Genomic DNA, 23,305 nt, shown 5'->3' with positions numbered 1-23,305 from the left:
AGCTTTAGGTGGTTCGTTCAAAGGGGTAACTTGAATGGCGCGTCGGGTTAATTCGCCAACGGTTCTGCAAATGGAAGCGGTGGAATGTGGTGCCGCCGCCCTCAGTATGGTTTTGGGTTACTACGGTCGGTATGTGCCCTTGGCGGAGTTGCGCCATGCCTGCGGTGTTTCACGGGATGGGGTGACGGCAGCCAATGTACTTAAGGCCGCACGCACCTATGGCCTGGAGGCGAAGGGATTTAAGAAAAGTCTGGATAGCTTAGAACAGCTAAAACCACCGTTTATTGTATTCTGGCATTTCAACCACTTTTTGGTGGTGGATGGGTTTGAGGCTAGCCATGTGCGTCTCAACGACCCAGCGACTGGACCGCGCCGGGTCACACGTCAAGAATTTGATGAGGGATATACGGGAATTGCACTAACGTTTGCGCCAACGGATACCTTTGAAAAGGGTGGTCGCAAACCCAACGTAATCGGCTCCCTGGTAAGGCGACTGGCCGGATCTACGGGAGCCTTACTCTATTGCACATTGGCAGGTTTTTTGTTGGTGTTGCCAAGGCTGGCACTGCCTGCGTTTAGCCGCATTTATATTGACAACATTCTGTTGGCTAAGCGTTTGGACTGGTTACCCTATGTGCTTTTGGGCATCGCCTTAATAGTGCTGGTGCAGGGCCTATTGACCATGCTGCAATTGCGCTTTTTGCGAGCGCTCAGGATCAAGCTGGCGGTGGGTATGGCCAGTCGATTTGTGTGGCATGTACTACAGCTACCGGTGGGGTTCTATGCCCAGCGGTTTGCGGGGGAAATTAGCGGTCGCATTAGTCTAAATGACAGTGTGGCCGCAGTGCTGTCAGGGAGACTGACGACGACAATTATTAGCTCGGTGATGATCGTGTTTTATGCGATCGCAATGCTCCAATACGATGTCCCCCTAACCATCATCGTCATCTCTTTTGCCATCATTAACGTCGGCGTTCTACAGTGGGTATCTCGGCAACGTAAGGATGCCAACCTGCGACTGGTGCAAGAATACGGTAAGGCATCAGGAATTGCCGTCGCTGGATTACAGGGCATGGAGACCCTCAAGGCAGGTGGTCTAGAGTCTGACTTTTTTGCTCGCTGGGCGGGGTATCACACCAAAGCGGTCAATGCTCAGCAGAACCTGGGATTGGCTAACCGTGTCATTGGCCTGTTGCCATCGCTACTGTCCACCCTGGCTGCACTGTCGCTGCTCATCATTGGCGGCTGGCGCATCATCCACGGCAGTCTCACCATCGGTATGTTGGTAGCATTCCAGCTGTTAATGCAAAGCTTCCAGGGGCCGGTGAATGCCCTAGTGCAGTTTGCCGGGACATTACAAACCCTACAGGGCAATCTTGACCGTTTGGATGACGTGTTGGAAAACGAGACAGATGTCGCTTTTTGCCAGCACTGCAAGCACAATGTCTCTGAAGAAGAGGAGGCTGCCAATAATCACCGTCTTTCTGGAGCCGTGGAGATTCGTAATCTTTCCTTTGGTTACAGCCCGCTGGATCCTCCTCTGATTGAAGACTTTAACCTCACCATTAAACCAGGGCAGCGGATCGCACTCGTGGGTGGCAGCGGCTCGGGTAAATCTACATTGGCGCGAGTGATTGCGGGACTGTATCAGCCGAGAAGTGGTGACGTTTGTTTTGATGGCCGCCCCCGACAAGAGATTTCCCAAGCCACACTAACAAACTCCATTGCCATGGTAGAACAGGATATTCTGTTGTTTGCCGGTAGCGTACGAGATAATCTAACGCTTTGGGATGATACCGTTTCGGATGACGATTTGAAGCAGGCTTGTCGAGACGCGGCGATTGAAGAAGCAATTTTGGCGATGCCCTATGGGTATGATGCCAAGTTGTTGGAAGGGGGCCAAAACCTCAGTGGTGGTCAGCGGCAGCGACTGGAGATTGCGCGGGCATTGGTTAATAACCCGTCGATTTTGATTATGGATGAAGCGACGAGTGCGCTAGATACGGAGACTGAGAAGATGATTGATCAGAATCTACGGCGGCGTGGGTGTACGTGTATTATTGTGGCGCATCGGTTAAGTACGATTCGAGATGCGGATGAGATTATTGTGTTGGATCGAGGGAAAGTTGTGCAAAGGGGAAATCATGGAGAACTTTGGCAAGAGGCTGGCCATTATGGAGACTTGATTCGCAGTTCAGGGACGGCATTGGCGGTTGCCTAGAGAGTTTTGAGTTTAACTGTTTTATCGACGACTTGATCCCATGGTTCTCGCAGATTCACAAAGCACGTCTAATACCTCTGGCATTTATTCCATCAACAGTAATGATGTCTTTCCTCTACTATCTTCCGGACTGTGGCGAGTTAAATCTGGTCGCTTAGGCATATTTGCCGTGGGTTGGAAGAATGGTGAACCTGTAGGCGAACGCCGCTATCTGTGGACTGTAGATGTAGGGGATTTGATCATCGAGACTGAGGCTAGATCCTGCGATCTGGCTTTAGTGGCGGTGGCGTTTGAGGCAAGTGAGATAGAACCTATTGCCAAAGAAGCAGATGCTAATGGGGATGGGGGTATTTGTGGCCATGTGACCATACCGTTGCTCAGGCAGGTTGAGCGATGGGTGGGTGGACTGACTCAGGTCAAGGGATTTCCTGGCAGATCGATTGCAGAGTCTTCTGAAATTGTTGGAACCGTGAGCCTTGAGCCTGCCGAGGGCTATAGTCCAAAGGCCGCGATGATGTGGGTGAGACCTACGACCCATCAGGCATATTGGCTAGATGTGGAGCGGTTTGTGCTTGGGCCTTCGTCTCCTTTGTTTCCGATTTCGCGGACAACTTGGTTGCAGGCTCCAGATCAGTCAGTGGAGTTAGAGATTGTTTCTGCTGATCAGCTTTGCTCTAAGAGTTCCTATAAGGAATTTATGCAGGGGTTAAATCTGTTTCACCAGTATGCGCTAGAAGTCATTGAAGAAGGGTGGCAGACAGATCGACAACGCGGGGAACAACAGTTTACGGCTCGCCAACAACTAAACCAGGAAGTGACACAAACGGCACTGCAGGGTTTGGTTTCTGTCTTGCAGCCAAGTTCAGGGGATTATTTGCTGGCAGACACGCCGCTGCTAAGGGTGGCAGGGGCCGTGGGCCATGCCTTGGGAGTGAAGATTGAACCTCCGGCAGAGTCTGAACAGGCACAACAGGTTAAGGAGCCGTTGGAGGCCATTGCCAGGGCATCTCAGCTACGAATGCGACAGGTATTGTTGCGGGGGCGCTGGTGGCGGCAGGATGTTGGCCCATTGGTCGCTTACACACAAGATGAGCGTCGTCCAGTGGCATTGATTCCGGTGCGTCAGACTCACTATGAGCTACTGGAATCGAATGGTCAGCGCATACCCGTGACTGAAGCGGTTGCGAGGACAGTGGAGCCGGTGGCGTTTATGTTTTATCGGCCTTTGCCTGAGGGCCATCTGACGGCCTGGAATTTACTGAAGTTTGCGTTTCAGGGGCGTCAACGAGACCTGACAGTGATGGGGCTGGCGGGAGTCGTAGTGACTCTGTTGGGAATGGTGCTGCCGCAGATGACGGCGGTGCTGGTGGATGATGCGATTCCCTTTGGTAGTGCAGGATTGCTGTTGCAAATTGGTTTGGCGCTGGTGGCTGTGGCCATTGGGCGAGCAAGCTTTCAGCTGGTGCAGGCGATTACCACCATGCGACTGGAGACGGGGTCTGATGTGGCATTGCAGGCAGCAGTGTGGGATCGGTTGCTAAAGCTCCAGACGTCGTTTTTTAGGGACTATGCCACAGGAGATTTACTGTCGCGGGTGTCAAGTATTACGTCGATTCGTCGGTTACTCAGTGGTTCGGCATTGGATGCAATTTTGTCAGGGACGTTTGCGTTGCTGAATTTGGGATTGTTGTTTTATTACAGTGGTAAATTGGCTGCGCTGGCACTGGTAGTAGCGCTGTTGATTATGGTCGTCACCGTCACTTCTGGCGCATTTTTGCTAAAGAAACAACGGCCTATGCTGGAGATTCGAGGAGAACTGTATGGTCTCATGGTGCAGCTGATCAATGGAGTCTCAAAACTACGGATTGCTGGGGCGGAGTCGCGGGCGTTTGCTCAGTGGGGCAATAAGTATCGTCGACTGTTGGAGATAGAGCTCAGCACCCAGCAGTTGGAAGACTCGGTCAATGTGTTTAATACGGTGATTCCCACCGTGACAACTATTGCCCTGTTTTGGTTGGCAAGTACGCTGGTAGGGCCATTTGAACTATCGACGGGGCGATTCCTGGCATTTAATGCAGCCTTTGCGATCTTTATCGGCGGTATCACTAATCTGAGTTTGACGATGATCGATGTGATGGATGTGATCCCGTTGTGGATGCGATCGCAACCTATCCTCGCGGCATCTCCTGAAGTTACTACTGAAAAAACCGATCCGGGGCAGCTATCGGGAGCATTTTGTGTAGATCGTGTTACCTTCCGCTATCGGGAAGATGGCCCGTTGATTTTAGACAATGTGACAGTAGAGGCTAAGCCTGGAGAGTTTATTGCGCTGGTGGGACCATCTGGTTCTGGTAAGTCTACTGTTCTGCGGCTGCTACTAGGGTTTGAACATCCCCATTCAGGCACTGTTTACTATGACGGTCGGGATATGTGCGGTTTAAATTTAACTGCCATCCGTCGACAGCTGGGTGTGGTGTTGCAGAATGGTCACATCAGCGCTGGGTCCATTTTTGAAAATATCTCAGGTGGAGCACTGATTACCCAAGATGATGCCTGGCGAGCGGCTGAGATGGCTGGGTTTGCTGAGGATATCCGCAATTTTCCAATGCAGCTACACACAGTAGTCAGTGAGGGAGGCGGCAACCTTTCTGGAGGACAGCGACAGCGATTGATTATTGCGAGAGCGTTGGCCCTTAACCCAAAACTGTTACTGTTGGACGAGGCTACCAGTGCTTTAGATAATAGAACCCAGGCAATTGTGAGTGAAAGTCTAGACCAGCTGAACGTTACCCGTGTTGTTGTCGCCCACCGTCTGAGCACCATTCGAAATGCCGACCGCATTTATGTGATTAAAGCTGGTCGTGTAGTTCAGGTAGGCAACTTTGATGAGTTAGCAAAACAACCAGGCGTTTTTGCAGAGCTCATAAAACGACAGCTAGCTTAAGCTCCATGAATTCTATCTTAGGATGCATTGCGTTATTGCTAACCCATTCTAGTGGACTGGACTAGGGTGCCCTATAGAATTTGCAGAGAACGATTGTGATCGCTGCCAATTCACAGCCTATCAATCAATCTAAGCTTGTGAGTGTAACGGTAGCAGCACTGCCTCACATTCAGGAAGTGGACTATTTTGAGCAAGTTACGATTGATTTTGGAGTGCGATCGCTTTCTGACCACAAGTCCTCAGCCTCGAAAAGGCGTGCCTCAATGTAAGCAGCTACATATTTTGCTAAAGATTTGGTGATTGATACCAGTGGCTATAGTTCTCAAGCACCCAAATGGTTGAAAGCGATCGGCTATGATGCCCCAGAAGAGACAGTAGTCACAACGTCAATGGGCTATGCCAGCCGCCTCTATGAAATCCCTGCTAATTTTCAAGCAGACTGGAGAGGGGTATACATTCAAGCAGCTCCTCCCGAGCGAACGTCCATGGGAGTACTTTATCCAATTGAAAATAACCATTGGATTGTCGGTGTCTGTGCGACGGCTCCGCATCGACCTTCTAAAAATGAAGCTGAATTTCTAGAGTCCTTGCGAAATTTGCCAAGTCCACACATTTACAATGCCGTGAAGGATGCAAGGCCTGCAACTGAAATCGGAATTTATCATCCACCAGGCAATCGATTACGCTACTATGAACGGAACGTCTTAGCTGCTAGCTACAAGGATTTATTGCCTTGGGAGATTCTGTCTGCTCATTTACACCGATCTATGGACAGGGGATAACGGTAGCCGCATTAGGAGCCATATTGTTGCGGCAATGTTTGCAAGAAACTGCTTTAACAGAACTACCTAGTCGTTTTCAAAAAGAACTTGCCAAGGTCAATGCAACCCCTGGATCGCAGCGACCAGTCAAGACGCGAAATATCCCAGTGTGAAAGGCCTAACACAACCTCCAATTCTGCCAGAACAAGCGATCGGCTGGTATACGGATCAACTTATTCAGCTAACAACGAAAGAACCTCAAGTGACCTTGGTATTATTTAATGTTTTTCATATGGTTCAGCCATCTGGTACATTATTTCAGCCATCAATGCTATTTCGAGTCATTCAACAACTGCTAACTTGCCCATTGTGGTTTTCGACATGAGGTAAAGCCATGGATATAGAGTCGTATCTTAGACGCATTGGATACTGCGGGCCACGTGAACCTACAACAGAGACGCTGAAACAACTTCATCGGGCGCACATGCTTGCTGTTCCATTTGAAAATCTGGATATTCTTCTAGGTCGCCCGATTACCCTTTCCCTCGCGTCGTTCTACGACAAGATTGTTCAGCATCGGCGAGGTGGTTTCTGTTACGAGCTGAATGGACTCTTTGGATGGCTACTTGAGCAGCTTGGTTTTACGGTAGTACTCTTGTCAGCACAAGTGTTTAATGGCGATCAACCAGGGCCTGAGTTTGACCATCTAGTTCTATTGGTTGAGATGGAGGAACGTCTAATTGCAGATGTGGGATTTGGAGATTCATTTCTAGAACCGCTACGGCTCGATGCTGGAGCAGAGGATGTGCAATATGGTTGTTCATATCGCTTGATAGAATCAGGGACTGATAGGCTCCTCCAGCGTCGACGAGAGTCTACTTGGGAGTCACAATATGTTTTTTCATTGACTCCCCATCAGCTTGCTGAATTCAGCACCATGTGCGAGCATCAACAGACTTCTCTAGAGTCAGCTTTCAAACAAAAATCACTCTGCTCACTGGCAACGCGAGATGGACGTATCACGCTTTCAAATAATCGTTTGATCGTAACTGCTGGAGGGCAGCGTCAGGAACAGATGGTGGCAGATGAGAAGGCGTATCGAAATCTTCTGAAATCTAAGTTCGGGATAGAATTTAAAAAAGGAGTATGCGTTGATATTCTTATAGGTCTAGATGTATTGCCTAACTAGCCTTACAGCTGATAAATAAGTTGTTTTTCAGTTTCTTTAAAAGATACCCCCCGCACCGCTAAAGGTAACCTTAGGTTCTCAGTTTCTCTCGTCTAAAAACTCTTCTATTCTGGTATGTACCTCATTAAAGTTGCGATAGTCTGATAAGTCAACCTCCTCTTCTTTAATTGTTCTCATCAGTCGTTCAGCATCGCCATTCTCATAGGCTTTGCCCACACCCGCCATACTAATGGCTATCTCGTTCTCCTCCAATAGCTGAACATACGCATTGGCCGCATATTGCACCCCTTGGTCTGAATGATGGATCTCTGGAATATATTGATTCAGTCCTTTCTCCAAGGCTGTTATCGTTAACTGTTTCTCCATCGTTCTATCCAAGTGCCAGCCTCGAATACTGCGGGTAAACACATCCATTAACACCGCTAAATAAACAAACTCATCCTTCAATCGAATATACATTATGTCGCCCACCCACACCTGCCCTGGACGCTCTACTGCCAACCCTTTGACTAGATTAGGATACCGCTTATAGCCATGCCCACTATTCGTTGTTCGTTTCCGACGTATGCGCCGCTTGGCCAGTAGTCCTAATTCTCTCATTAATCGGCTGATACGTTTATGATTAACTGTCCATCCCTCTCGCTGCAATTGTTTCGTAATCCGGCGATAACCATAGGTGGGATACCGTCCCGCTACATCAATGATCGCTTTTTTCAGTTCCTCCTCTTGCTGTTGTTTATCTGATTCTGTCCGATAGTAATAGCGGCTTCGGCTGTAGCTAATCACATCACAGATTACCTGGATCGGATACTCGGCTTTTAACTGCTCAATCATCGTTCGTTTCCGCTCAGATTCCATACGTCTGAAGCTTTTTTGCTACCGCTAATTCCATCGTTAGCCGACCTACCATGCGTTCTAGTTCCGCGATTAGCTCGACTGATTCATGCCCACCTCCTTTGCCTCCAAACGCTAAATGCGCCTGGTTTAGAAATTCATTGCGCCAACGATTGATCACGGATGTATGAACTTTATGGGCTCGACTCACTTCGCTCACACTCCGCTGGCCACTGACGATCTCCAGCACCACGTTTGCCTTAAATTCGCTACTGTAGTTTCTGGGTTTGCTGGCCATATTCATTCCCCTTATTGGACTCTAGCTTACGCTCTCTCAGTCCTGTCCTAATTTTGGGGGTCACTATAGTCCTGCTTTCGCCTCCCATCTGTACTAAGGCTGATGTTGCTGTGTGGGAACCACAATGTACGTTAATACGTCAGGTAATTCTGTGTAAAGCAAATAGTTGACATTCCCCTCTGGTGACCAATCGGCCAGAGGGGTTTTCTTTCCCGAACTCTGTCCCAAACGCCCCCCAGGCGCATACACTTCTCACTATGATGGAGCAACAGCATGGTTAGACTGCTACTGGGCTTGGTTCAGATATTTTAATATAACCAGTTTACGCACCGCCAACGCACGCTTATACAACTGTTCGGCCAGGGTTGTGTCGCCACTAAAGATGCTATGAGTATCTTGGAGAAACTTTGCTTTAGGCGTATTGGCAATTTGCAAAGAAGAGTGAAACCCTTCTTGTAGTAACTTTATAGCGACGTCTTCTTGACCATTGGGAACAATTCTTAGCAAGCGTTGGTAGGCTTTAAGCTGAAAAATCACACTTTCTTTATTGTCCTCTAAGCCTTTCCAATTATAGCTATCGAGGGTCGAATTTTTGAGTAAATTTGCGGTTCGAAAATCAACTTTCCTATTTCGTTTCAGAAAGGACTTCAAATCTTTGATGTTATTTGTTGCCTGCAAGCTTTGGATATTATTTGTTGACGCGGCATCCTCTGCTATGTCCGTCACACTGATAGTGACTGTTTGAGTATCCGTTAACCCATCCGAATCAGTCACCGTTACTTCAACGTCATAGTTATTATCACCATTGGTATCCCCAGGCGCTTCAAAATTAGGTGCATTGTTGAAGGTGACTACACCGTTATCAGCATTAATGGAGAACAATGCTGCATCAGCACCCCCTGAAATGCTATAGGTTAAACCAGAGCCTTCAGAATCACTATCATCTGATGTTTCTACGTTAATTGCGCCAATCTGATTCTCTGGAACACTTGCTGTAAAAGTGCTGGTAATAGTTGGAGCACTGATAAAATCAGCCTTAGTTAGCTGTGTAGGGTGAACTCTTATCAAAGTGGCCAATTTCTCACCATCATTTGGATCACCAGCCTTGTTAATAAAGATATCTGTATTGTTAGCACCTTGAGAAAGGATATCCAAATCATCAAAGGTAAGGCCACCCTCTAGCTGAATCTTATCCTGTCCATTTTGAAAGTCTATCAGGGTATCAGACCCGCTACCGGGAGCTAGCACAACAATATCGTTACCTGCTCCACCCACCAGTATATCGTTACCTAATCCCCCCACCAGTAAGTCATTGCCAGCACCACCCTCTAATCGATCTTGACCTTTCCCACCATACAGCCAGTCATTACCGGCACCGCCCTTTAGTAGATCTTGACCTTTCCCACCATACAGCCAGTCATTGCCAGTACCACCCTCTAGCAAGTCCGCTCCGGCCATTCCTTTAAGACGATCGTTACCACTCAGACCCAAAAGCTGATTGCTTGAATTAGTTCCGTTTAAGACATTATTACCCTCATCTCCAATGCGGACACCGCTATCGATAATTTGATTAAAAAATTCACCAAACATTCCTTCAATCTCCTAAAGCAATTACAAGATAAGTGACAATCTTTTCCCTATGTCGCTGGCCTTACTATGGCGAATCTCAAGGGTAGGAAAAAGACCGAAATATTCAGGTTTATTCAGGTAAATATTCAGGTTTATTCAGGTCTGATGAGACTATGTGATCCACTACTCAACGTTCTGTGATCTAGCGCATGCTGAAACTAACAATCCATCCTAATTCCCATGCCTGACACCTATTAATTTTCCAGATTCTTCAACTTTCTCCGAACCCTGCCTCTAGTTTCTCGGTAACTCATCAGCTCGTAACCCTGGGCATAAATATTGCAGCCAAGCACAACCACTTTAGAGCGGCTTGAATCGGTCAGAATCTTAAGTGGAGTGAGCGGGTACCGGACTTGATTAAGGGAGATGCAGTCACCTAACCAAAACAAAACCCTGACCGAAGCCAGGGTTGGAAGGGTAAGGTGTATCTCGATCTTTTGATGCTCATCAACCATAATCTCTGATTTGGCTGAATGAGTGTCAAAGCCCCGAGTTATAGTACGTACGATGTTTGGTTGGGTTGTCAGTCGTGCCCGCGCTCACTGTTCCGTCCGAATAGAAATAGTAAACATGGTCATTTGAACCAGCGATACCGACACCAATCAAACTCTTATTCTCTGGTTGGTTAGACTCATAATAATTTCGGTGAAGCACGGGATTGTCTGTAGTACCTGAGCTTACGGTTCCATCCGACCACCAATAGTAAACATGGTCGTTAGACCCTGCAATGGCAACCGCTATCAGATCTTTATCCTCATCCTCTGGAAGGTTACCTGGATAGTAGTCTCGATACCTAGTTGCGTTATTGGTCGTTCCCGAACTTACCGTGCCGTCGACATACCAGTAATAAACATGATCATTTGATCCAGCAATGCCGACTGCGATAACAGATTTTTGAGGCGGGTAGTTGGCACTATAGGTCTGTCGGTGATGCTCTGGATCGTCAGTGGTACCAGAACTCACCTGACCGCCAGTGTAGAAGTAGTAGGTGTGGTCATTAGACCCGGCAATACCAATACCAACCACGTTACCTGTATCAGCGACTGATAATTTTGGAAAGGCTGCGGTCGCAATGAGTGTGGCAGCAGCAAATAATATTTGTTTGTATTTCATGATCTCAATTCTCCATTTCTATGAGGCTTTAATTTGAGGCGTAATGATATTCATTGTGGTCATTACGCCTTTATTGTCATGGGTCATCGACCGACTTCAAGACTGAGAATGCATGACTTTTTACTGATTTTGCATGACTTTCCTGAGAACATAGAAATGCTCAGCATCTTAGCCAAAGCCTCCAGGATGGCAAAGGGGAGCGGCAGGGGTTGGGGGGGAGATTAGTAAGCCATACCCCATGATGACGCCCGCTAATGGCAAAAAAACGGGGACATAAACTCAAAGCCTGATGCTGCCGTTCTGCTGTGATCGCTGAAAGCCCTGAAAAATCCATAGCCCCGTTGTGTCTAGTGCAACTAATCCACGGTATAGAGCCTTAGGTGATTCAGTAGAAAGTTTCCACCTAATCACCCAAATCAGCATGTTAGGCTGACAGCTGTCCAGCTAATTATCTTATCGGGGTGTTAGACTGAAATATTTCTACCTAATCTACTAAATCAGGGGATTAGGCAGAAAGTTTCCTCCCAATAATGAGTTAGTCGTCACGGATGTTTTGTCCGCGATTTCCAGCGGTTTTGTGGCTCGTTTTCGGCAATCCAACGCGCTGATGGCGTGGGTGTTGCGGCGGGGTAGAATTGCCGCATGAGTGAAAAGGCTTGCCCCGAGATCGCATCCAGAACCGTTGTCCAAAGCGAGCGGCCAGGATGTGTAGGGGAGGTGCCGCCTCAAGCGCCACTGAGCTAGGCGTTATGCTGCAAAGAGATAACCTTAATGCCATTCGACATTGATAAAATATTTGTTGATTGCTGCTCCAAAATTGAACAGTTTACCTAGGGGCATTCTGATGAAGCGTTTTATGCTTTTGCCATTGACACCTCAATGTTATGTTTCAATTCGATTGAGCAATTTACACAAACTCTTAAGGAGTATCAATCTCGTTGGACCCGTAAAACACGACCGCTCAAGTCCCTCGCCGAGATGACTGAAGAAGATTGGGTTCATGACAAATTTGCATTAACCCTTGCTGAAAAATATAGCGGCTTAGCCAGAAGCGATGAGAAAAAGATCTTAGAATTTATCAATAAACGCCGTATCCGTGAACGAGCTATTAGCTATCAAAAATATTGATATGAATGTCAGGTATACAACTTCAGTTGAAAATACAAACTGGAAGGACATGTCCAATATATTCAAAGCTGTCGGATGGGGTGAAAGGCTTTCGGCACAAGTTAGACTCTCATTCGAAAGAAGCTCCTTTAAACGCTTTGCTTATATTAGTGATGAATTGGTTGGTGTAGGTAGAACAGTTGATGATGGATATTACTATGGATGGATAGTTGATTTGGCTGTGTTGCCGGAATATCAAAGGAATGGGATTGGCTCTAAAATCCTTAGTGAGCTTGAAAACGACCTCAAGCCTTTTCTTACTACAATGTTGACAGCCGTACCAGGGAAAAACAGCTTTTATGAAAAACTAGGTTGGCATAAACAGTGCTCAGCCTATATATGGCCTCGATCAGAAGAGCAAATACGCTCATTCACCATCAATGGCTAACAAGCACTTGCAACGGAACGGAAATATGCACTATTGATATAATGAAACATTATTGTCGTTCGCTCAAGCCCAAGCCGTTACACTAGTAATTGAGGTTAAATTTTGATTTCACATATTACGCTTGGTACTGGAAATATCGAAAAGGCAGTTTTGTTTTATGAAACATTGCTAGGTTTGTTTGGTGGAAAACTAATCCATCAATCAGAAAAAGTTGTCTTTTTCAGCTTTCCGGATAGCGATACCAAATTAGCTATAAGCATACCGTTTGACGGTATGCCAGCTACTCATGGTAATGGAACTATGGTTGCGTTTAAATTGCTAAGTATAGAGAAGGTCAAAGAAGTTTATTCCAAGGCTGTCGAATTAGGCGCTTCATGTGAAGGTGTTCCAGGAGAAAGGAACGAGGGGGCATTCTTTGGTGCGTACTTTAGAGACTTTGACGGAAATAAAATCGCTGTATTCTACCGGTATGAGTAATTGCACAACGCCATCAATGGTAATTCCACATAACAACAAACTGTAAGGTGTGGTTCTTGCTGCAACTTCTAATACCTCTCTAATAAATTTTAGGGGCCACACCATGCTTATAAACTCCCTGAAGCAAGCGCTCTCAGCCTAAAATATTTGCGATGCGAACACAGGTAAAGGCCCTTACCTTGCCGCCTAACCCTGTGCAGGAGCGGACGGAACTATTTACATCCAGGTATCGAAAAACTACTGGCCGTCGCTCAGCCATACGTTAGGCGCACATGCCAGACCATATAATCCGCCGGGCGATCGTCAACGATGCTTCCACATTAAGCGATCTCGATCACATTGCCCGTGGCAGTTCCAATCGAAGGGACTTTATCCGAAACACGGTGGAAAGTGATTGCGCTTGGGTGGTCGAAATTTCCGGTGAGATTATTGGCTACGGAGTCATCTCCCATGGGTTCTTTGGCCGCTCATTCATTGATCTCATCTACCTTGCAGAACCCCATCGCTCATCCGGGCACGGACCTAAATTGGTGGCGTTTCTCGAAAGACAATCGCAATCGAGCGATCTATTCACCTCGACCAACGAATCCAACTCGCACATTCAACATGTCCTTGAGAAACTGGGTTACGAACGGTCAGGAGTCATCCATAATCTTGATCCCGACGATCCGGAGATCGTGTATGTCAAACGTTCGGTGCGCGCCTAACCACTCGTTGGAGCTTCAACTCCTATAATCGGTTTAATGTGTGGATAAAACAATAGGCTAAACGAGACTAAAGATACTGAATTCTTGAGGTGATGGTGAATGGACGTTCTCACACATTTCGTCGAAAATTTTGAAGCGACTATCGGATTATTTGCCTATTCGCTGAAGGTTTGTTTTGAAGCTATTTCCATTGGTACCATCCTATTTGGGCTAATTACGAGTGGGCGACTTGCGTTCTTACTCTTACGACGTCCCAACACCTATCACTACACCCGAGTCCGTGCCCGCTTTGGGCGAGCCCTGGCTCTGGCTTTAGAATTTCAATTAGCCGCCGATATTTTAGCGACAGCGGTATTCCCATCCTTTGAGTCCTTGGGCCAATTAGCAATCCTTGCAGTGATCCGAACGGGCCTCAACTTCTTCCTCACCCGAGAACTGGAAGAATTACACCGGTTGGAAGAAGCTGTGCTAGTGAGATCTTCAGCTGATAACTTAAGTACAAGTTCTGAGAAGTTAAGTACAAGTTAAGTGAGGACAGGGCATCAGGATAAAACACCTTTATTGGGTAAACCTCTTGCAGCATTTGTCTTACCTGCTAAGGGAACCACCGAGGCTTACCTTTATCGGTCGCATGAAGGCAAACCGCGCAGGAACCTACACGCCTAACCCCGTGCCTATCTGGAAGCGGTTGGAGACGGAGATGGCTTAGAGCACCCTGCACCTGGGCACCCTAACTCAAGATAGACATAGCACCTTGCAACACCCCCTGACGCTCATTGCTTCGGGGGTTATTTGTTGGGGTATTTTTTTGAAAAAAATCCCTCGGCTGGTAATAGCTGAGGGACATGAACAGTGAATTTAGAGTCTGGTGAGCACCCTTTTGTCCTGAGGAATATGTAGCATAGACCTCCGAGTGTCTTTAAAAGTTGCGAAGGAATACTCAATGCTATCTATTGAGGGGGTTAGCCGAAAGTCTCATTTAGTAAAAGGCTCCCGATAGCAAGCCATCCCAGGGAAGTTTTTAGTGTAGTTTCCCTACATACAACACATGAAACTTACCCCGGTTATCGCTTCGTTTGCATTGTTTTCTGCTGCTCCCTCGGCATTGGCTATACCTGTGTGCTACATGGATATGTATGGTGTACGCACGGACCTGAGTTATATGTGCAACGAGCGAGACGTCGCGGCCCAGGCGAGAGAGGAACAAGCGATTGCCGTGCTCAATCAGCAGAGGCTATCAAACTTATATACCTATGGCGTTAGGGCTGTCGGTAATAACATAGAAGGGACGCTAAGAAATTCTGGAACCTCGCCCATTAGCAACATTACGCTCACTATTCGTGCTCAGCAAGAAGGACGGTCTGAAGAGTTCAGGGAAGTAACTATCGATCAGGTTGGCGGGCGAACTGAGGCTGATTTTGTGGCTACCTTTAACCATTCACCCCAAAGTTGGTCGATTGAAAGCATTGAGATTCAGTAAATTAATCGCCTATTAAATGTCAAGTACTTTGGGCTCTTCCGAGCTTTTGGTGACTAAAATTGGCCTAAATCACCGTTCAGTTATCATCTGAACTCCTTGCATTTCCGTTAGAGATGCTGCCACATCCCTTTCAGGTCAAAGGCATAGTTGCTTGGCAGCGCAAATGGTCAAGGCAGTTATTGCCTTGGAAGTCCACCTTGCAGAGGTTGTTACCGAAACTGTTGTTATCTGATCAATGCCCTCTTGCTAGTTTAGTAGAGAGGTATTTTCATGCAGCCAAAATAAATCGTTTTGCCAGTAGGTCGAACCCTGCTCTGCCATACATTTGCCGCTTCAACATTTTCAGTCGATTGTTTAATCCTTCGACCGGTCCATTACTCACCTCCAACGTGAGACCAGCCTTGACGGCGGCATGATTATAGAAATACATTTGAACGCTATGCTGTTGGATTATGGGGAGTCGATAATGCTATAAACTGGCGTAGCGCTATGGCATATGATGATGCAGCTATTTTTTATGAAGCTCTTGAAAAATCTTCTTGTGTGCCAACTATGGAAAATACTGCTTTTTGTCGCACCCAAGTTCAAGAGCAGCTAGCGACACAAGTCGCATTAGATTACGGAGCAACTGGTAGGTTGAGATTTGATTCAGGTAACCGAGTTGTTTCTGAATCCAAAGAAGAGCGTAGTAATGGTGATGGGATATTGGTGGAATTACGTGAAGGAAGCTTTGAGCGCATTGTTGAATAGCACTAGACTATCCAACAATTACATGTAATTCTATTCTTCATACAAGTTTAAAGTTGTTACAGAAGATAGAAAACTACGATATAGCCTATTTAATAAGCTTTGAAACTTGAGTTGCTAGCTTCAAGGGGATGGCCTGGAACTTTGAGATAATATTGATTAATTTGAAGCAATTTCATCCAATATTATCCTCAAAAAAATTAGCGTTTTGTGAGAGCTGGTTGCTTAATATTTACCGCCTCCACATTAGCTTCTAGATTTTCAACAATCTGTTGTCCTAGGGGGGTTGCTTGCAAATAGGTCAACGCAGGCTGAATGTAGGAATAAACTTGAGTGCGATAAAACTTAGGAAAACCCAATTTCAGATCCTCAGGAGTCCGATAGCCCAGCTCTTGGTTCTTCCCTAATTCCTCGAACTCATAGAAAAGCGCCACTGTCTTTTGTAAATAACCCGGATCGCTAAGCTGACCAATCAGGTCCGCCGCACGGGTCAGACCAGGATAGTGCCCCGTAACCTGATAGACTGGCTCATCTGGTACCGGAAATCGGGTAAAGCCAATGTTGCGCTTAATTGCCTGGAGGTCTAAAACTTCATAGTGGCTGAAATTCTCTTGCACGAATAGCTTACCTCGTTCAATGTGGTAAGGAGCCAAACTAGCATCTGTTGACCCTGGAGGTAGGGTAACCCAGGTTGTTTCTGGCACTAAACCAGAGGTCTGAACCCGCGATCGAACATAACGGCGTTGTGCAATATCATCCTGCTGGCAGACACCGCTGACATAGCCAATATCATGGCAGAGCAACGACACCATAAAATTCAGCCAGTCCTCACAAGTGACATTACCCTCAAGCTGATGCTTGCCGTGCAAGATTTCCTGCCCTACTAGACAGACAAGGATCGTGTGTTCAACATTGTGGTACAATGCTGTGCTAGCACTAAGCCTATCCAATACCTGAGCAGCAAACGTGCTTAATAAATGACCATAGTCCAATTGAAACGCTTGTTCAGGCTTTGCAGATAGGTAGCCCAAAGGTTTCCCCAGCATCTGGATATACTTCTCGTGCAGCTGATTTACACAAGCTTGCTTCATTGAGGTGGAGGGGTATAGCACTTTTAATGTCCGTGGAACTTGATTGCAGGTTAAAGAGCTTGCGTTTAAGGAACTATGAGCTATGGGTAAATTATATGTTTCATTTAACCTACCCTTTTCAGTCTTAATGTCAATCTTACTTGGTTTGATGAATATATTTGCTCTTTGCATTAGCGTTTCTTTTGATAAACGATAATAATTTCGTCATCCTGACCGCCGAATAGGTCGATTACCTTTTCGATAGATAGCTAAGATGGTTTGGGGTTGGCCGTGCTGGCATTGACCCTTTTGAAAAGCAGTAATAGCCGGAGAAAAACAGAGAAATATCAAAGAACAGGTGCCATTGATGTTCTCCTTCCAGGTGCGGCTGCTTGACACTGTAATGGGGCACTATGCTTGCATTGGGCTATTTAATACTGGCGCTGCACAGGCGTTTGCTTAAGTCTATAGTTTGGCTCGAATCATGGGCCAAGGCTACAGGGGAGTAACCCCGTGGCTAGTCCAGTATTTTTGTGCTATCTGACTATCCCCGTCACCCTTAGTATCTGACGTTAAGCTCTGGAGTGTAACCAGAAAAGCTCACAATCTGGGGAAAAATTTGCTAAGTATAGGATAGCTGCTCAAACGCTCGCTTTATCTAAACCTCATAAAACCTCAGCAAAGCCCTCCAAACCTCCACATTAGCTTTGTCAGAAAATAAACAGCGGGGTAACTTAGGACTGTGCATCCCCTGCCTCGACTACCTACCATGATTCGTCACTCCCATGCTCAGCAGCGATTTTGCTATGGATGCAGATGCAGCCTTGGAATTTGTTGATCGATTAGTCTATGCCAAGACAGAAAAACGACTTAATGACCTAGAACGTCAGGTTTTTCTGGGTTCGTGGCATGGAAAAACCTATGAGGAAATTTATCCGTTTAAGGCAGAATACATTGAGAAGTCTGTCGGCTATCGACTTTGGCATAAACTCTCCGATGTTTTAGGGGAAAAGATTACTAAAAAACGCCTGAAAGGATGTGTTGAACGGGCAATTAAACAACAGAAACAGATTGCCATTATTTATCGACAACAAACGCCAGATGCTCAGATCGCTGAGATTTTAAGCCGGGCGGTTCAACCAGTAGGCCATTCTTTTTCAGCTAATTTAGATACGGTATCCAGTACAGGCGGTAGCTGGGCTAGCCAGCTGGAGGCAAAGCTGATCTGCTGCAGCCACTTTATTTTGGTGTTGTCATCTCAAATGGCGATGAGTGAGATGGTCATTGAGATTTTGCAACGCATTTGGGACCATCATGTTAGTTACTACAGCCATAAACCGTGGTTGTTAGTGCTGCATGTATGTACAGAGTCACCATTTCCTTTAAATCATGACCTGCGTAATTATCTAGCGCAGGCTCGACAGTATAGCTGGGTGAAGCCCAACGATGAGCAACGACTGGTTCGAGATCTCGTACAAATTATTCAGGTTGGCAAACCGCCCATAGTGGGTACTGCTAAGGTTAGCTCTACAGAAAAAACAATTGAAAGTCCATCATTATGTTCTGCTGATGTAGAGCGGTCTGAATCCTCTCTGCCTGCCCCACGGCCTGTTGCAGATCCAGAGCTACCCAGGGGGCAAGTACGCCTGGCTTCTGCCTTTTACATTGAACGCAATCCTCAAGACGTGCTGTGTTATGAAGAAATTTTCAAACCAGGGGCTCTGATTCGCATTAAGGCCCCACGCCAGATGGGTAAGACATCTCTGATGGCTCGGATTTTGTCTAAAGCGCGCGAGCAGGGATATCAAACGATTCCCCTTAGCTTTCAGCATGCGGACCAGGAGATTTTCAATAGCCTTGATAAGGTGCTGCGCTGGCTATGTGTGCGTGTGGCTCGCAAACTAAATCTTCCGCCTCGGCTAGAGGATTTTTGGACGGATACCTATGGCAGTAAGGATAACTGTACGGCTTATTTTGAGGACTATCTGCTGCCTGAAATTACCACACCTCTGGTGTTGGGGATGGATGAGGTTGATCGGGTGTTTCATTATGCCAATATTGTAGATGACTTTTTTGGACTATTGCGGGCCTGGTATGAAGAAGCGGGTTATGGCATGGCAGGCAGCAGTCTTTGGGAAAAATTACGGTTAGTGGTGGTGCACTCGACGGAGGGCTATATTCCTCTGGATATTAACCAGTCGCCGTTTAACGTCGGTCTGCCCATTGAACTGCAGGATTTTAATCTAGACCAGGTGACCGATCTGGCCTGTCGTCACGGATTGAATTGGACAGCTGAGCAGCTTGAACAGCTGATGACGTTGATTGGTGGTCATCCATATCTTGTGAGATTTGCGTTTTATCACATTGCTCAAAAGCGCCTCACCTGGAAGCAGCTTCTAGAAAGTGCGCCAACAGAATCTGGCATTTATGGTGACCATCTGCGCCGCCATTTGTGGGTTTTACATCGTAATTCTGTTCTGGCTAATTCATTTAGCCAGGTGCTGGTTCGACATGAACCCGTTTGTCTGGAATCGGAATGTGCTTTCAAGCTTCACAGTCTTGGATTAGTAAAACTGGAAGGCAATGGCGTTGTTCCTCGCTTTGAATTGTATCGTCAGTACTTTAGTGGCCGTTTGAAGGTGATTGTCTAAAGGGGATTATCTAGAGGGAATGGTCTGAAGCTGTGATCAAAGAGATGACAGGCTTGTGTGTAAATGAGGGGGTGATATAGGTATGAAATATAAGGTTGGAGGACATTTACCTCTGGATGCTCCAAGCTATATCGTGCGGGAAGCAGATGAGGCGCTTTATCAAGCATTGAAAGCGGGCGAGCTGTGTTATGTGTTTAACTCTCGCCAAATGGGGAAGACCAGTCTGCGGGTGCGTACACTTTATCGTTTGCAACAGGTTGGTGTTGCCTGTGTGGCCATTGATCTGAACAAGATTGGTAGTCGAGATATTACGGCTCAACAGTGGTATGCCGGTATTATGCGGCGTTTAGTGACCAGTTTTGACCTGCCTGTCAATCTGCGTCAGTGGTTAAAAGAGTATGACTATCTATCACCGGTAAAGATACTCAACGAGTTTATAGAACAGATATTGTTAGATAATGTTACCCAGCCAATTGTTATCTTTATTGATGAGATTGACAGCATGCGGCGCTTGCCGTTTGAGACCGATGATTTTTTTGCCTGTATTCGTTCTTGTCTCGATTCGGGGCAGCTAACGTTTGCGCTGTTGGGGGTCACGACACCCTCTGATTTGATTACAGATAAGTATTGCACCCCCTTTAATGTGGGACGGGCTATTGATCTGCATGGGTTTACGTTTCAAGAAGCCCGCACCCTGGCCAAAGGATTGGTTAATGCTGAACGTCCAGAGGTGGTGCTGAAATGTATTTTGAACTGGACGGGGGGACAGCCGTTATTGACTCAGAAGCTATGTCAGGTCATTACGGCTGAGAATGAGCCGATTACGGCAGGGCAAGAACGGCGCTATGTGGAAGTTTTGGTGGAAGCTCGCGTTTTAGATAACTGGGAAGTTCAGGATGAGCCACCCCATTTAAAGACAATTCGCGATCGCTTGCTAAATATTGAGAAACGAACGGGACCGTTATTACAGCTGTATGAGCGGATTCTCAAAGATCGGTATGTCTCTGCCGATGACAGTGGTGAACAGTTAGAGCTACAGCTAGCAGGACTGGTGGTAAAACGGGGCGAACAACTGCGTGTTTACAATCGGATTTATGCCACGGTCTTTAATAACCAATGGGTGCAACGGGTTTTGTCTAACGTTTACGAGGAGTTTATGAAAACTGTTTCTAAACAAGAGCAAAAACTTTTGTCCATGCTCAATGTCATGGAGGGTAAGGGGTTTGACTATATCCTTAATGAGATTTTGAGTGATATTACCTTGAAAATGAGTGTGTTGTTGAGTGCCGACCGCACGACAATATTCTTCATTGATCCAGAGAAAAATGAGCTGTGGTCCATTGAAGCCAATAGCGGTGATATCAAATACCCTACAATTAAGATTTTGACCAATGAGGCGAGTGCAGGCCAGCTGACAGAATTTCAACAGTTTATTCAAGCTACTCAAGGGTCTGCTCGTGAAGCCGAGAACTATATTACGTATAATGATTTATTTTTTTCTTTGCCTCAATCTCAAGGGCATTTGATCGCGTTTGTTCATTTAGTGAATAAGCTCAAACTCTCCCATAATCCAACCGCCCCCTTAGAAGAACGCGTTGATTTGGTGGGCTTTAACCAAGAAGATCAGGTGCAATTAAGGGACTATGCTGAACCGATTCAGCGGATTTTAGAACAGTGTCATTACTGTTATCGTCTTACCCAGCGCATACAGACATCTGAGGCCCTGACGGAAGCGACAACATCCGTGTCCCAGAGTAGTCTCAATCCTGATGAAATTATTGGGCGGGTGATTGATGCAGCCAAGCGATTGATGAATGCTGATCGGGTGACTCTGTGGTTGGTTGACCCTGAAAGTCAAGAACTTTGGTCGAATATTCCCTTTGAAAATGGTGAGGTCAAAGAAATCCGCATTCCCATTGGTCAGGGCTATGCAGGAATGGTGGCGCAAACGGGAGAACCTTTAAATATTAGCTTTGACCTATATGACCATCCTCAGTCTGAGCGGGCTAAGTTGACGGATCGGCGGACGGGCTATCGTACCTGTAGTTTGCTGTGTATGCCGGTGTGTGATCGCAACGGCCAGCTCCTCGGCGTCACCCAACTGATCAATAAACGCCGCCAGGGTGATTTCCCTCCTTACGATCCCAGTACCTGGCCTGAGCCCCCCGCCTGTTTTCAGGCCAGTTTTGACATTACTAGCCAACAACATATGGAGGTCTTTAATACCCAGGTGGGTATTGCCCTGCAAAATGTTCAGTATTTTAACGAACTTGAACGTCAGTCGGCCTATCCTCGTAATGTTGTCAGCAGAACCCTGGAATTGTTAAATCAGGTCATGGACAAACAGGGTTTCGATGAGATTTTAGACACCACCCTGCGTTCTATTACCCTTAAATTGGGCCAGTCGTTGGGAGCCGATCGGACGACCATTTTTCTGTTTGACTCCGACCGTCAGGAATTTTGGTCCATTGTGGCAGAAACCGATAGCGAAGCCAATGATTTGGAAATTCGGGTGCCTCTCAACCAGGGCATTGTAGGAGAGGTTGCAGCCCACCATCGAATGATTAATATCCCCTACGACTTTTATGGCGACCCACGTTCAGCGTTTGCCCAAGAGCAAGAGCTAAAAATAGGCTATCGAACGTACACGTTGTTATCTTTACCCTTGATCAATCATCGGGGTGAGTTGATTGCCGTGGTGCAGCTCTTGAACAAATTGTTGCCCTATTTGAACCCAGATTTACCCTTAGAAGAGCGCATTGATCGTCAGGGGTTTACTGCCGAAGATATTGAAACTGTTAATGCTAGCTCCGCTGCTATTCAGATTATTTTAGAGAGCTTCTTTTCGTACCATAAGACATCGCGGGGGCAGCGGGTGGCGGCCACGTTGATGGGGGCGGTACGTTCCTGCGATTTTAATACAGCTGAACCAGAGGAGATATTGGGACGAATTATTGATGCGGCTAAAGAACTAATGAGTGCAGATCGGGGCACCTTGTGGTTGTTGGATTGCGATCGCAATGAACTCTGGAGCCGCATCCAGTTTGATAATGGTCAGGTGGAAGAAATTCGACTCCAGATCGGTGAAGGATTTGCAGGAGAAGTGGCTAAAAGCCGTGACCCCTTAAACATTCCCTTTGACCTGTACGACCATCCGGCCTCTGAACGAGCAAGGAATACTGACGCTAGCAGCGGCTATCGCACCTGTAGTCTACTTTGTATGCCGATTCTTAATCAAGACGGTGAGTTGATTGGTGTGACCCAGCTGATTAATAAACAGAAAGCAGGGCACTATCCTGAGTTGCCGCTGGTGTACGACCAACCCGTGCCAGAATTGTATCGAACTAGTTTTGATGATAGCGATCAAAAGTGTCTCTATATCTTTAATAATCAGGTGGGAATGATCATTCAGAACGCAGAGCTATTGGCTGCCGTACGACAACAGGAGCAGATTCTGAGAGAGAATTTGTCCAAGCAGTGACGCCTCCGTGCCTTTGACAAAGCTCTATAAAACTGACTATTGGCTCTTGCAAGCGTCTTATATTACACAAGGCAGACATTGACGCGGAAGAAATAACTCAATATTTCAATATGTTTCGAAATAATTCCAATATGTCTTAACGTAATGT

Annotated in this window: 18 protein-coding genes and 1 pseudogene; 13 read left to right on the top strand and 6 right to left on the bottom strand. The window is 46.6% G+C overall.

The window, feature by feature from the left end:
* Nucleotides 1-34 precede the first annotated feature (34 nt).
* The 4 genes from DXZ20_RS35005 (at nt 35) to DXZ20_RS34990 (ending at nt 7,115) form a co-directional block, all read left to right on the top strand.
* Nucleotides 35-2,221: an NHLP family bacteriocin export ABC transporter peptidase/permease/ATPase subunit gene (locus DXZ20_RS35005; protein ID WP_163703125.1), complete on the top strand. Its 2,187-nt coding sequence runs from the start codon at nt 35-37 to the stop codon at nt 2,219-2,221.
* Nucleotides 2,222-2,261: 40 nt separating this feature from the next.
* Nucleotides 2,262-5,165 carry an NHLP bacteriocin export ABC transporter permease/ATPase subunit gene (locus DXZ20_RS35000; protein ID WP_163703124.1) on the top strand — a complete coding sequence of 968 codons (2,904 nt, stop codon included), beginning with the start codon at nt 2,262-2,264 and terminating at the stop codon, nt 5,163-5,165.
* Between the two features lie 296 nt (nt 5,166-5,461).
* The gene (locus DXZ20_RS34995; RefSeq protein ID WP_163703123.1) at nt 5,462-5,947 is read left to right on the top strand and encodes a hypothetical protein; all 486 of its coding nucleotides are present in this window, start codon (nt 5,462-5,464) and stop codon (nt 5,945-5,947) included.
* 373 nt (nt 5,948-6,320) lie between these two features.
* Nucleotides 6,321-7,115 carry an arylamine N-acetyltransferase family protein gene (locus DXZ20_RS34990; RefSeq protein WP_163665358.1) on the top strand — a complete coding sequence of 265 codons (795 nt, stop codon included), beginning with the start codon at nt 6,321-6,323 and terminating at the stop codon, nt 7,113-7,115.
* 78 nt (nt 7,116-7,193) lie between these two features.
* Here the strand turns inward: DXZ20_RS34990 and DXZ20_RS34985 are convergent, their stop codons facing one another.
* The 4 genes from DXZ20_RS34985 to DXZ20_RS34970 all read right to left on the bottom strand — a co-directional run bounded on the left by DXZ20_RS34985 (nt 7,194) and on the right by DXZ20_RS34970 (nt 10,989).
* Nucleotides 7,194-7,949: an IS3 family transposase gene (locus DXZ20_RS34985; protein ID WP_163665356.1), complete on the bottom strand. Its 756-nt coding sequence runs from the start codon at nt 7,947-7,949 to the stop codon at nt 7,194-7,196.
* Between the two features lie 13 nt (nt 7,950-7,962).
* Nucleotides 7,963-8,247, bottom strand: coding sequence for a transposase (locus tag DXZ20_RS34980; protein ID WP_163703122.1), 285 nt, complete (start codon nt 8,245-8,247; stop codon nt 7,963-7,965).
* A gap of 285 nt (nt 8,248-8,532) precedes the next feature.
* Entirely contained in the window at nt 8,533-9,837 is a 1,305-nt protein-coding gene (locus DXZ20_RS38375) for a cadherin domain-containing protein (protein ID WP_163703121.1), read from the bottom strand.
* Nucleotides 9,838-10,356: 519 nt separating this feature from the next.
* Nucleotides 10,357-10,989 (bottom strand): hypothetical protein, encoded by a 633-nt coding sequence (locus DXZ20_RS34970; RefSeq protein ID WP_163703120.1) that lies wholly within the window; start codon nt 10,987-10,989, stop codon nt 10,357-10,359.
* An 879-nt stretch (nt 10,990-11,868) separates the two neighbouring features.
* Here DXZ20_RS34970 and DXZ20_RS38025 point away from each other — a divergent pair.
* The 6 genes from DXZ20_RS38025 to DXZ20_RS34940 all read left to right on the top strand — a co-directional run bounded on the left by DXZ20_RS38025 (nt 11,869) and on the right by DXZ20_RS34940 (nt 15,208).
* Nucleotides 11,869-12,117, top strand: coding sequence for a hypothetical protein (locus DXZ20_RS38025; RefSeq protein WP_250566030.1), 249 nt, complete (start codon nt 11,869-11,871; stop codon nt 12,115-12,117).
* Nucleotides 12,086-12,544, top strand: a complete 459-nt coding sequence (locus DXZ20_RS34960; RefSeq protein ID WP_348918750.1) for a GNAT family N-acetyltransferase — start codon at nt 12,086-12,088, stop codon at nt 12,542-12,544. The genes DXZ20_RS38025 and DXZ20_RS34960 overlap by 32 nt, the downstream gene beginning before the upstream one ends.
* A gap of 102 nt (nt 12,545-12,646) precedes the next feature.
* A complete protein-coding gene (locus tag DXZ20_RS34955; protein WP_163665346.1) occupies nt 12,647-13,021 on the top strand; it encodes a VOC family protein in 375 nt (124 codons plus the stop codon).
* 272 nt (nt 13,022-13,293) lie between these two features.
* Nucleotides 13,294-13,728, top strand: a complete 435-nt coding sequence (locus DXZ20_RS34950; RefSeq protein ID WP_163703119.1) for a GNAT family N-acetyltransferase — start codon at nt 13,294-13,296, stop codon at nt 13,726-13,728.
* A gap of 99 nt (nt 13,729-13,827) precedes the next feature.
* Nucleotides 13,828-14,256 (top strand): DUF1622 domain-containing protein, encoded by a 429-nt coding sequence (locus tag DXZ20_RS34945; RefSeq protein WP_163665342.1) that lies wholly within the window; start codon nt 13,828-13,830, stop codon nt 14,254-14,256.
* Nucleotides 14,257-14,776: 520 nt separating this feature from the next.
* Entirely contained in the window at nt 14,777-15,208 is a 432-nt protein-coding gene (locus DXZ20_RS34940; RefSeq protein ID WP_163665340.1) for a hypothetical protein, read from the top strand.
* A 268-nt stretch (nt 15,209-15,476) separates the two neighbouring features.
* On the opposite strand, the pseudogene DXZ20_RS34935 reads toward DXZ20_RS34940, so the two are convergent.
* Nucleotides 15,477-15,620 (bottom strand): annotated as a pseudogene (locus DXZ20_RS34935) (transposase); the annotation flags it as partial.
* Nucleotides 15,621-15,697: 77 nt separating this feature from the next.
* Between DXZ20_RS34935 and DXZ20_RS34930 the strand changes: the two are divergent.
* Nucleotides 15,698-15,958: a hypothetical protein gene (locus DXZ20_RS34930; protein ID WP_163703118.1), complete on the top strand. Its 261-nt coding sequence runs from the start codon at nt 15,698-15,700 to the stop codon at nt 15,956-15,958.
* A 197-nt stretch (nt 15,959-16,155) separates the two neighbouring features.
* Here DXZ20_RS34930 and DXZ20_RS34925 read toward each other — a convergent pair whose 3' ends face one another.
* The gene (locus tag DXZ20_RS34925; protein WP_163665336.1) at nt 16,156-17,046 is read right to left on the bottom strand and encodes a metal-dependent phosphohydrolase; all 891 of its coding nucleotides are present in this window, start codon (nt 17,044-17,046) and stop codon (nt 16,156-16,158) included.
* A gap of 764 nt (nt 17,047-17,810) precedes the next feature.
* On the opposite strand from DXZ20_RS34925, the gene DXZ20_RS34920 reads away from it, so the two are divergent.
* Nucleotides 17,811-19,676, top strand: coding sequence for an AAA-like domain-containing protein (locus tag DXZ20_RS34920; RefSeq protein ID WP_163703117.1), 1,866 nt, complete (start codon nt 17,811-17,813; stop codon nt 19,674-19,676).
* An 82-nt stretch (nt 19,677-19,758) separates the two neighbouring features.
* On the top strand, nt 19,759-23,157 hold the full coding sequence (locus tag DXZ20_RS34915; RefSeq protein WP_163703116.1) for a GAF domain-containing protein: 3,399 nt from the start codon (nt 19,759-19,761) through the stop codon (nt 23,155-23,157).
* The last annotated feature ends 148 nt before the right edge of the window (nt 23,158-23,305 follow it).

It is taken from the genome of Adonisia turfae CCMR0081, assembly GCF_011009555.1.
In the GTDB taxonomy this organism is placed as follows: domain Bacteria; phylum Cyanobacteriota; class Cyanobacteriia; order Phormidesmidales; family Phormidesmidaceae; genus Leptothoe; species Leptothoe turfae.
Note: the sequence above shows the minus strand (reverse complement) of the source record. Positions and strands in the feature narration are given on the sequence as shown.

Coding starts and splice junctions, on each gene's coding strand:
- DXZ20_RS35005 (WP_163703125.1), top strand. CDS start 35: ATGGCGCGTCGGGTTAATTCGCCAACGGTTCTGCAAATGGAAGCGGTG.
- DXZ20_RS34925 (WP_163665336.1), bottom strand. CDS start 17,046: ATGAAGCAAGCTTGTGTAAATCAGCTGCACGAGAAGTATATCCAGATG.
- DXZ20_RS38375 (WP_163703121.1), bottom strand. CDS start 9,837: ATGTTTGGTGAATTTTTTAATCAAATTATCGATAGCGGTGTCCGCATT.
- DXZ20_RS34940 (WP_163665340.1), top strand. CDS start 14,777: ATGAAACTTACCCCGGTTATCGCTTCGTTTGCATTGTTTTCTGCTGCT.
- DXZ20_RS34970 (WP_163703120.1), bottom strand. CDS start 10,989: ATGAAATACAAACAAATATTATTTGCTGCTGCCACACTCATTGCGACC.
- DXZ20_RS34920 (WP_163703117.1), top strand. CDS start 17,811: ATGCTCAGCAGCGATTTTGCTATGGATGCAGATGCAGCCTTGGAATTT.
- DXZ20_RS34915 (WP_163703116.1), top strand. CDS start 19,759: ATGAAATATAAGGTTGGAGGACATTTACCTCTGGATGCTCCAAGCTAT.
- DXZ20_RS34980 (WP_163703122.1), bottom strand. CDS start 8,247: ATGGCCAGCAAACCCAGAAACTACAGTAGCGAATTTAAGGCAAACGTG.
- DXZ20_RS34930 (WP_163703118.1), top strand. CDS start 15,698: ATGGCATATGATGATGCAGCTATTTTTTATGAAGCTCTTGAAAAATCT.
- DXZ20_RS38025 (WP_250566030.1), top strand. CDS start 11,869: ATGTTATGTTTCAATTCGATTGAGCAATTTACACAAACTCTTAAGGAG.
- DXZ20_RS34945 (WP_163665342.1), top strand. CDS start 13,828: ATGGACGTTCTCACACATTTCGTCGAAAATTTTGAAGCGACTATCGGA.
- DXZ20_RS34950 (WP_163703119.1), top strand. CDS start 13,294: ATGCCAGACCATATAATCCGCCGGGCGATCGTCAACGATGCTTCCACA.
- DXZ20_RS35000 (WP_163703124.1), top strand. CDS start 2,262: ATGGTTCTCGCAGATTCACAAAGCACGTCTAATACCTCTGGCATTTAT.
- DXZ20_RS34990 (WP_163665358.1), top strand. CDS start 6,321: ATGGATATAGAGTCGTATCTTAGACGCATTGGATACTGCGGGCCACGT.
- DXZ20_RS34985 (WP_163665356.1), bottom strand. CDS start 7,949: ATGATTGAGCAGTTAAAAGCCGAGTATCCGATCCAGGTAATCTGTGAT.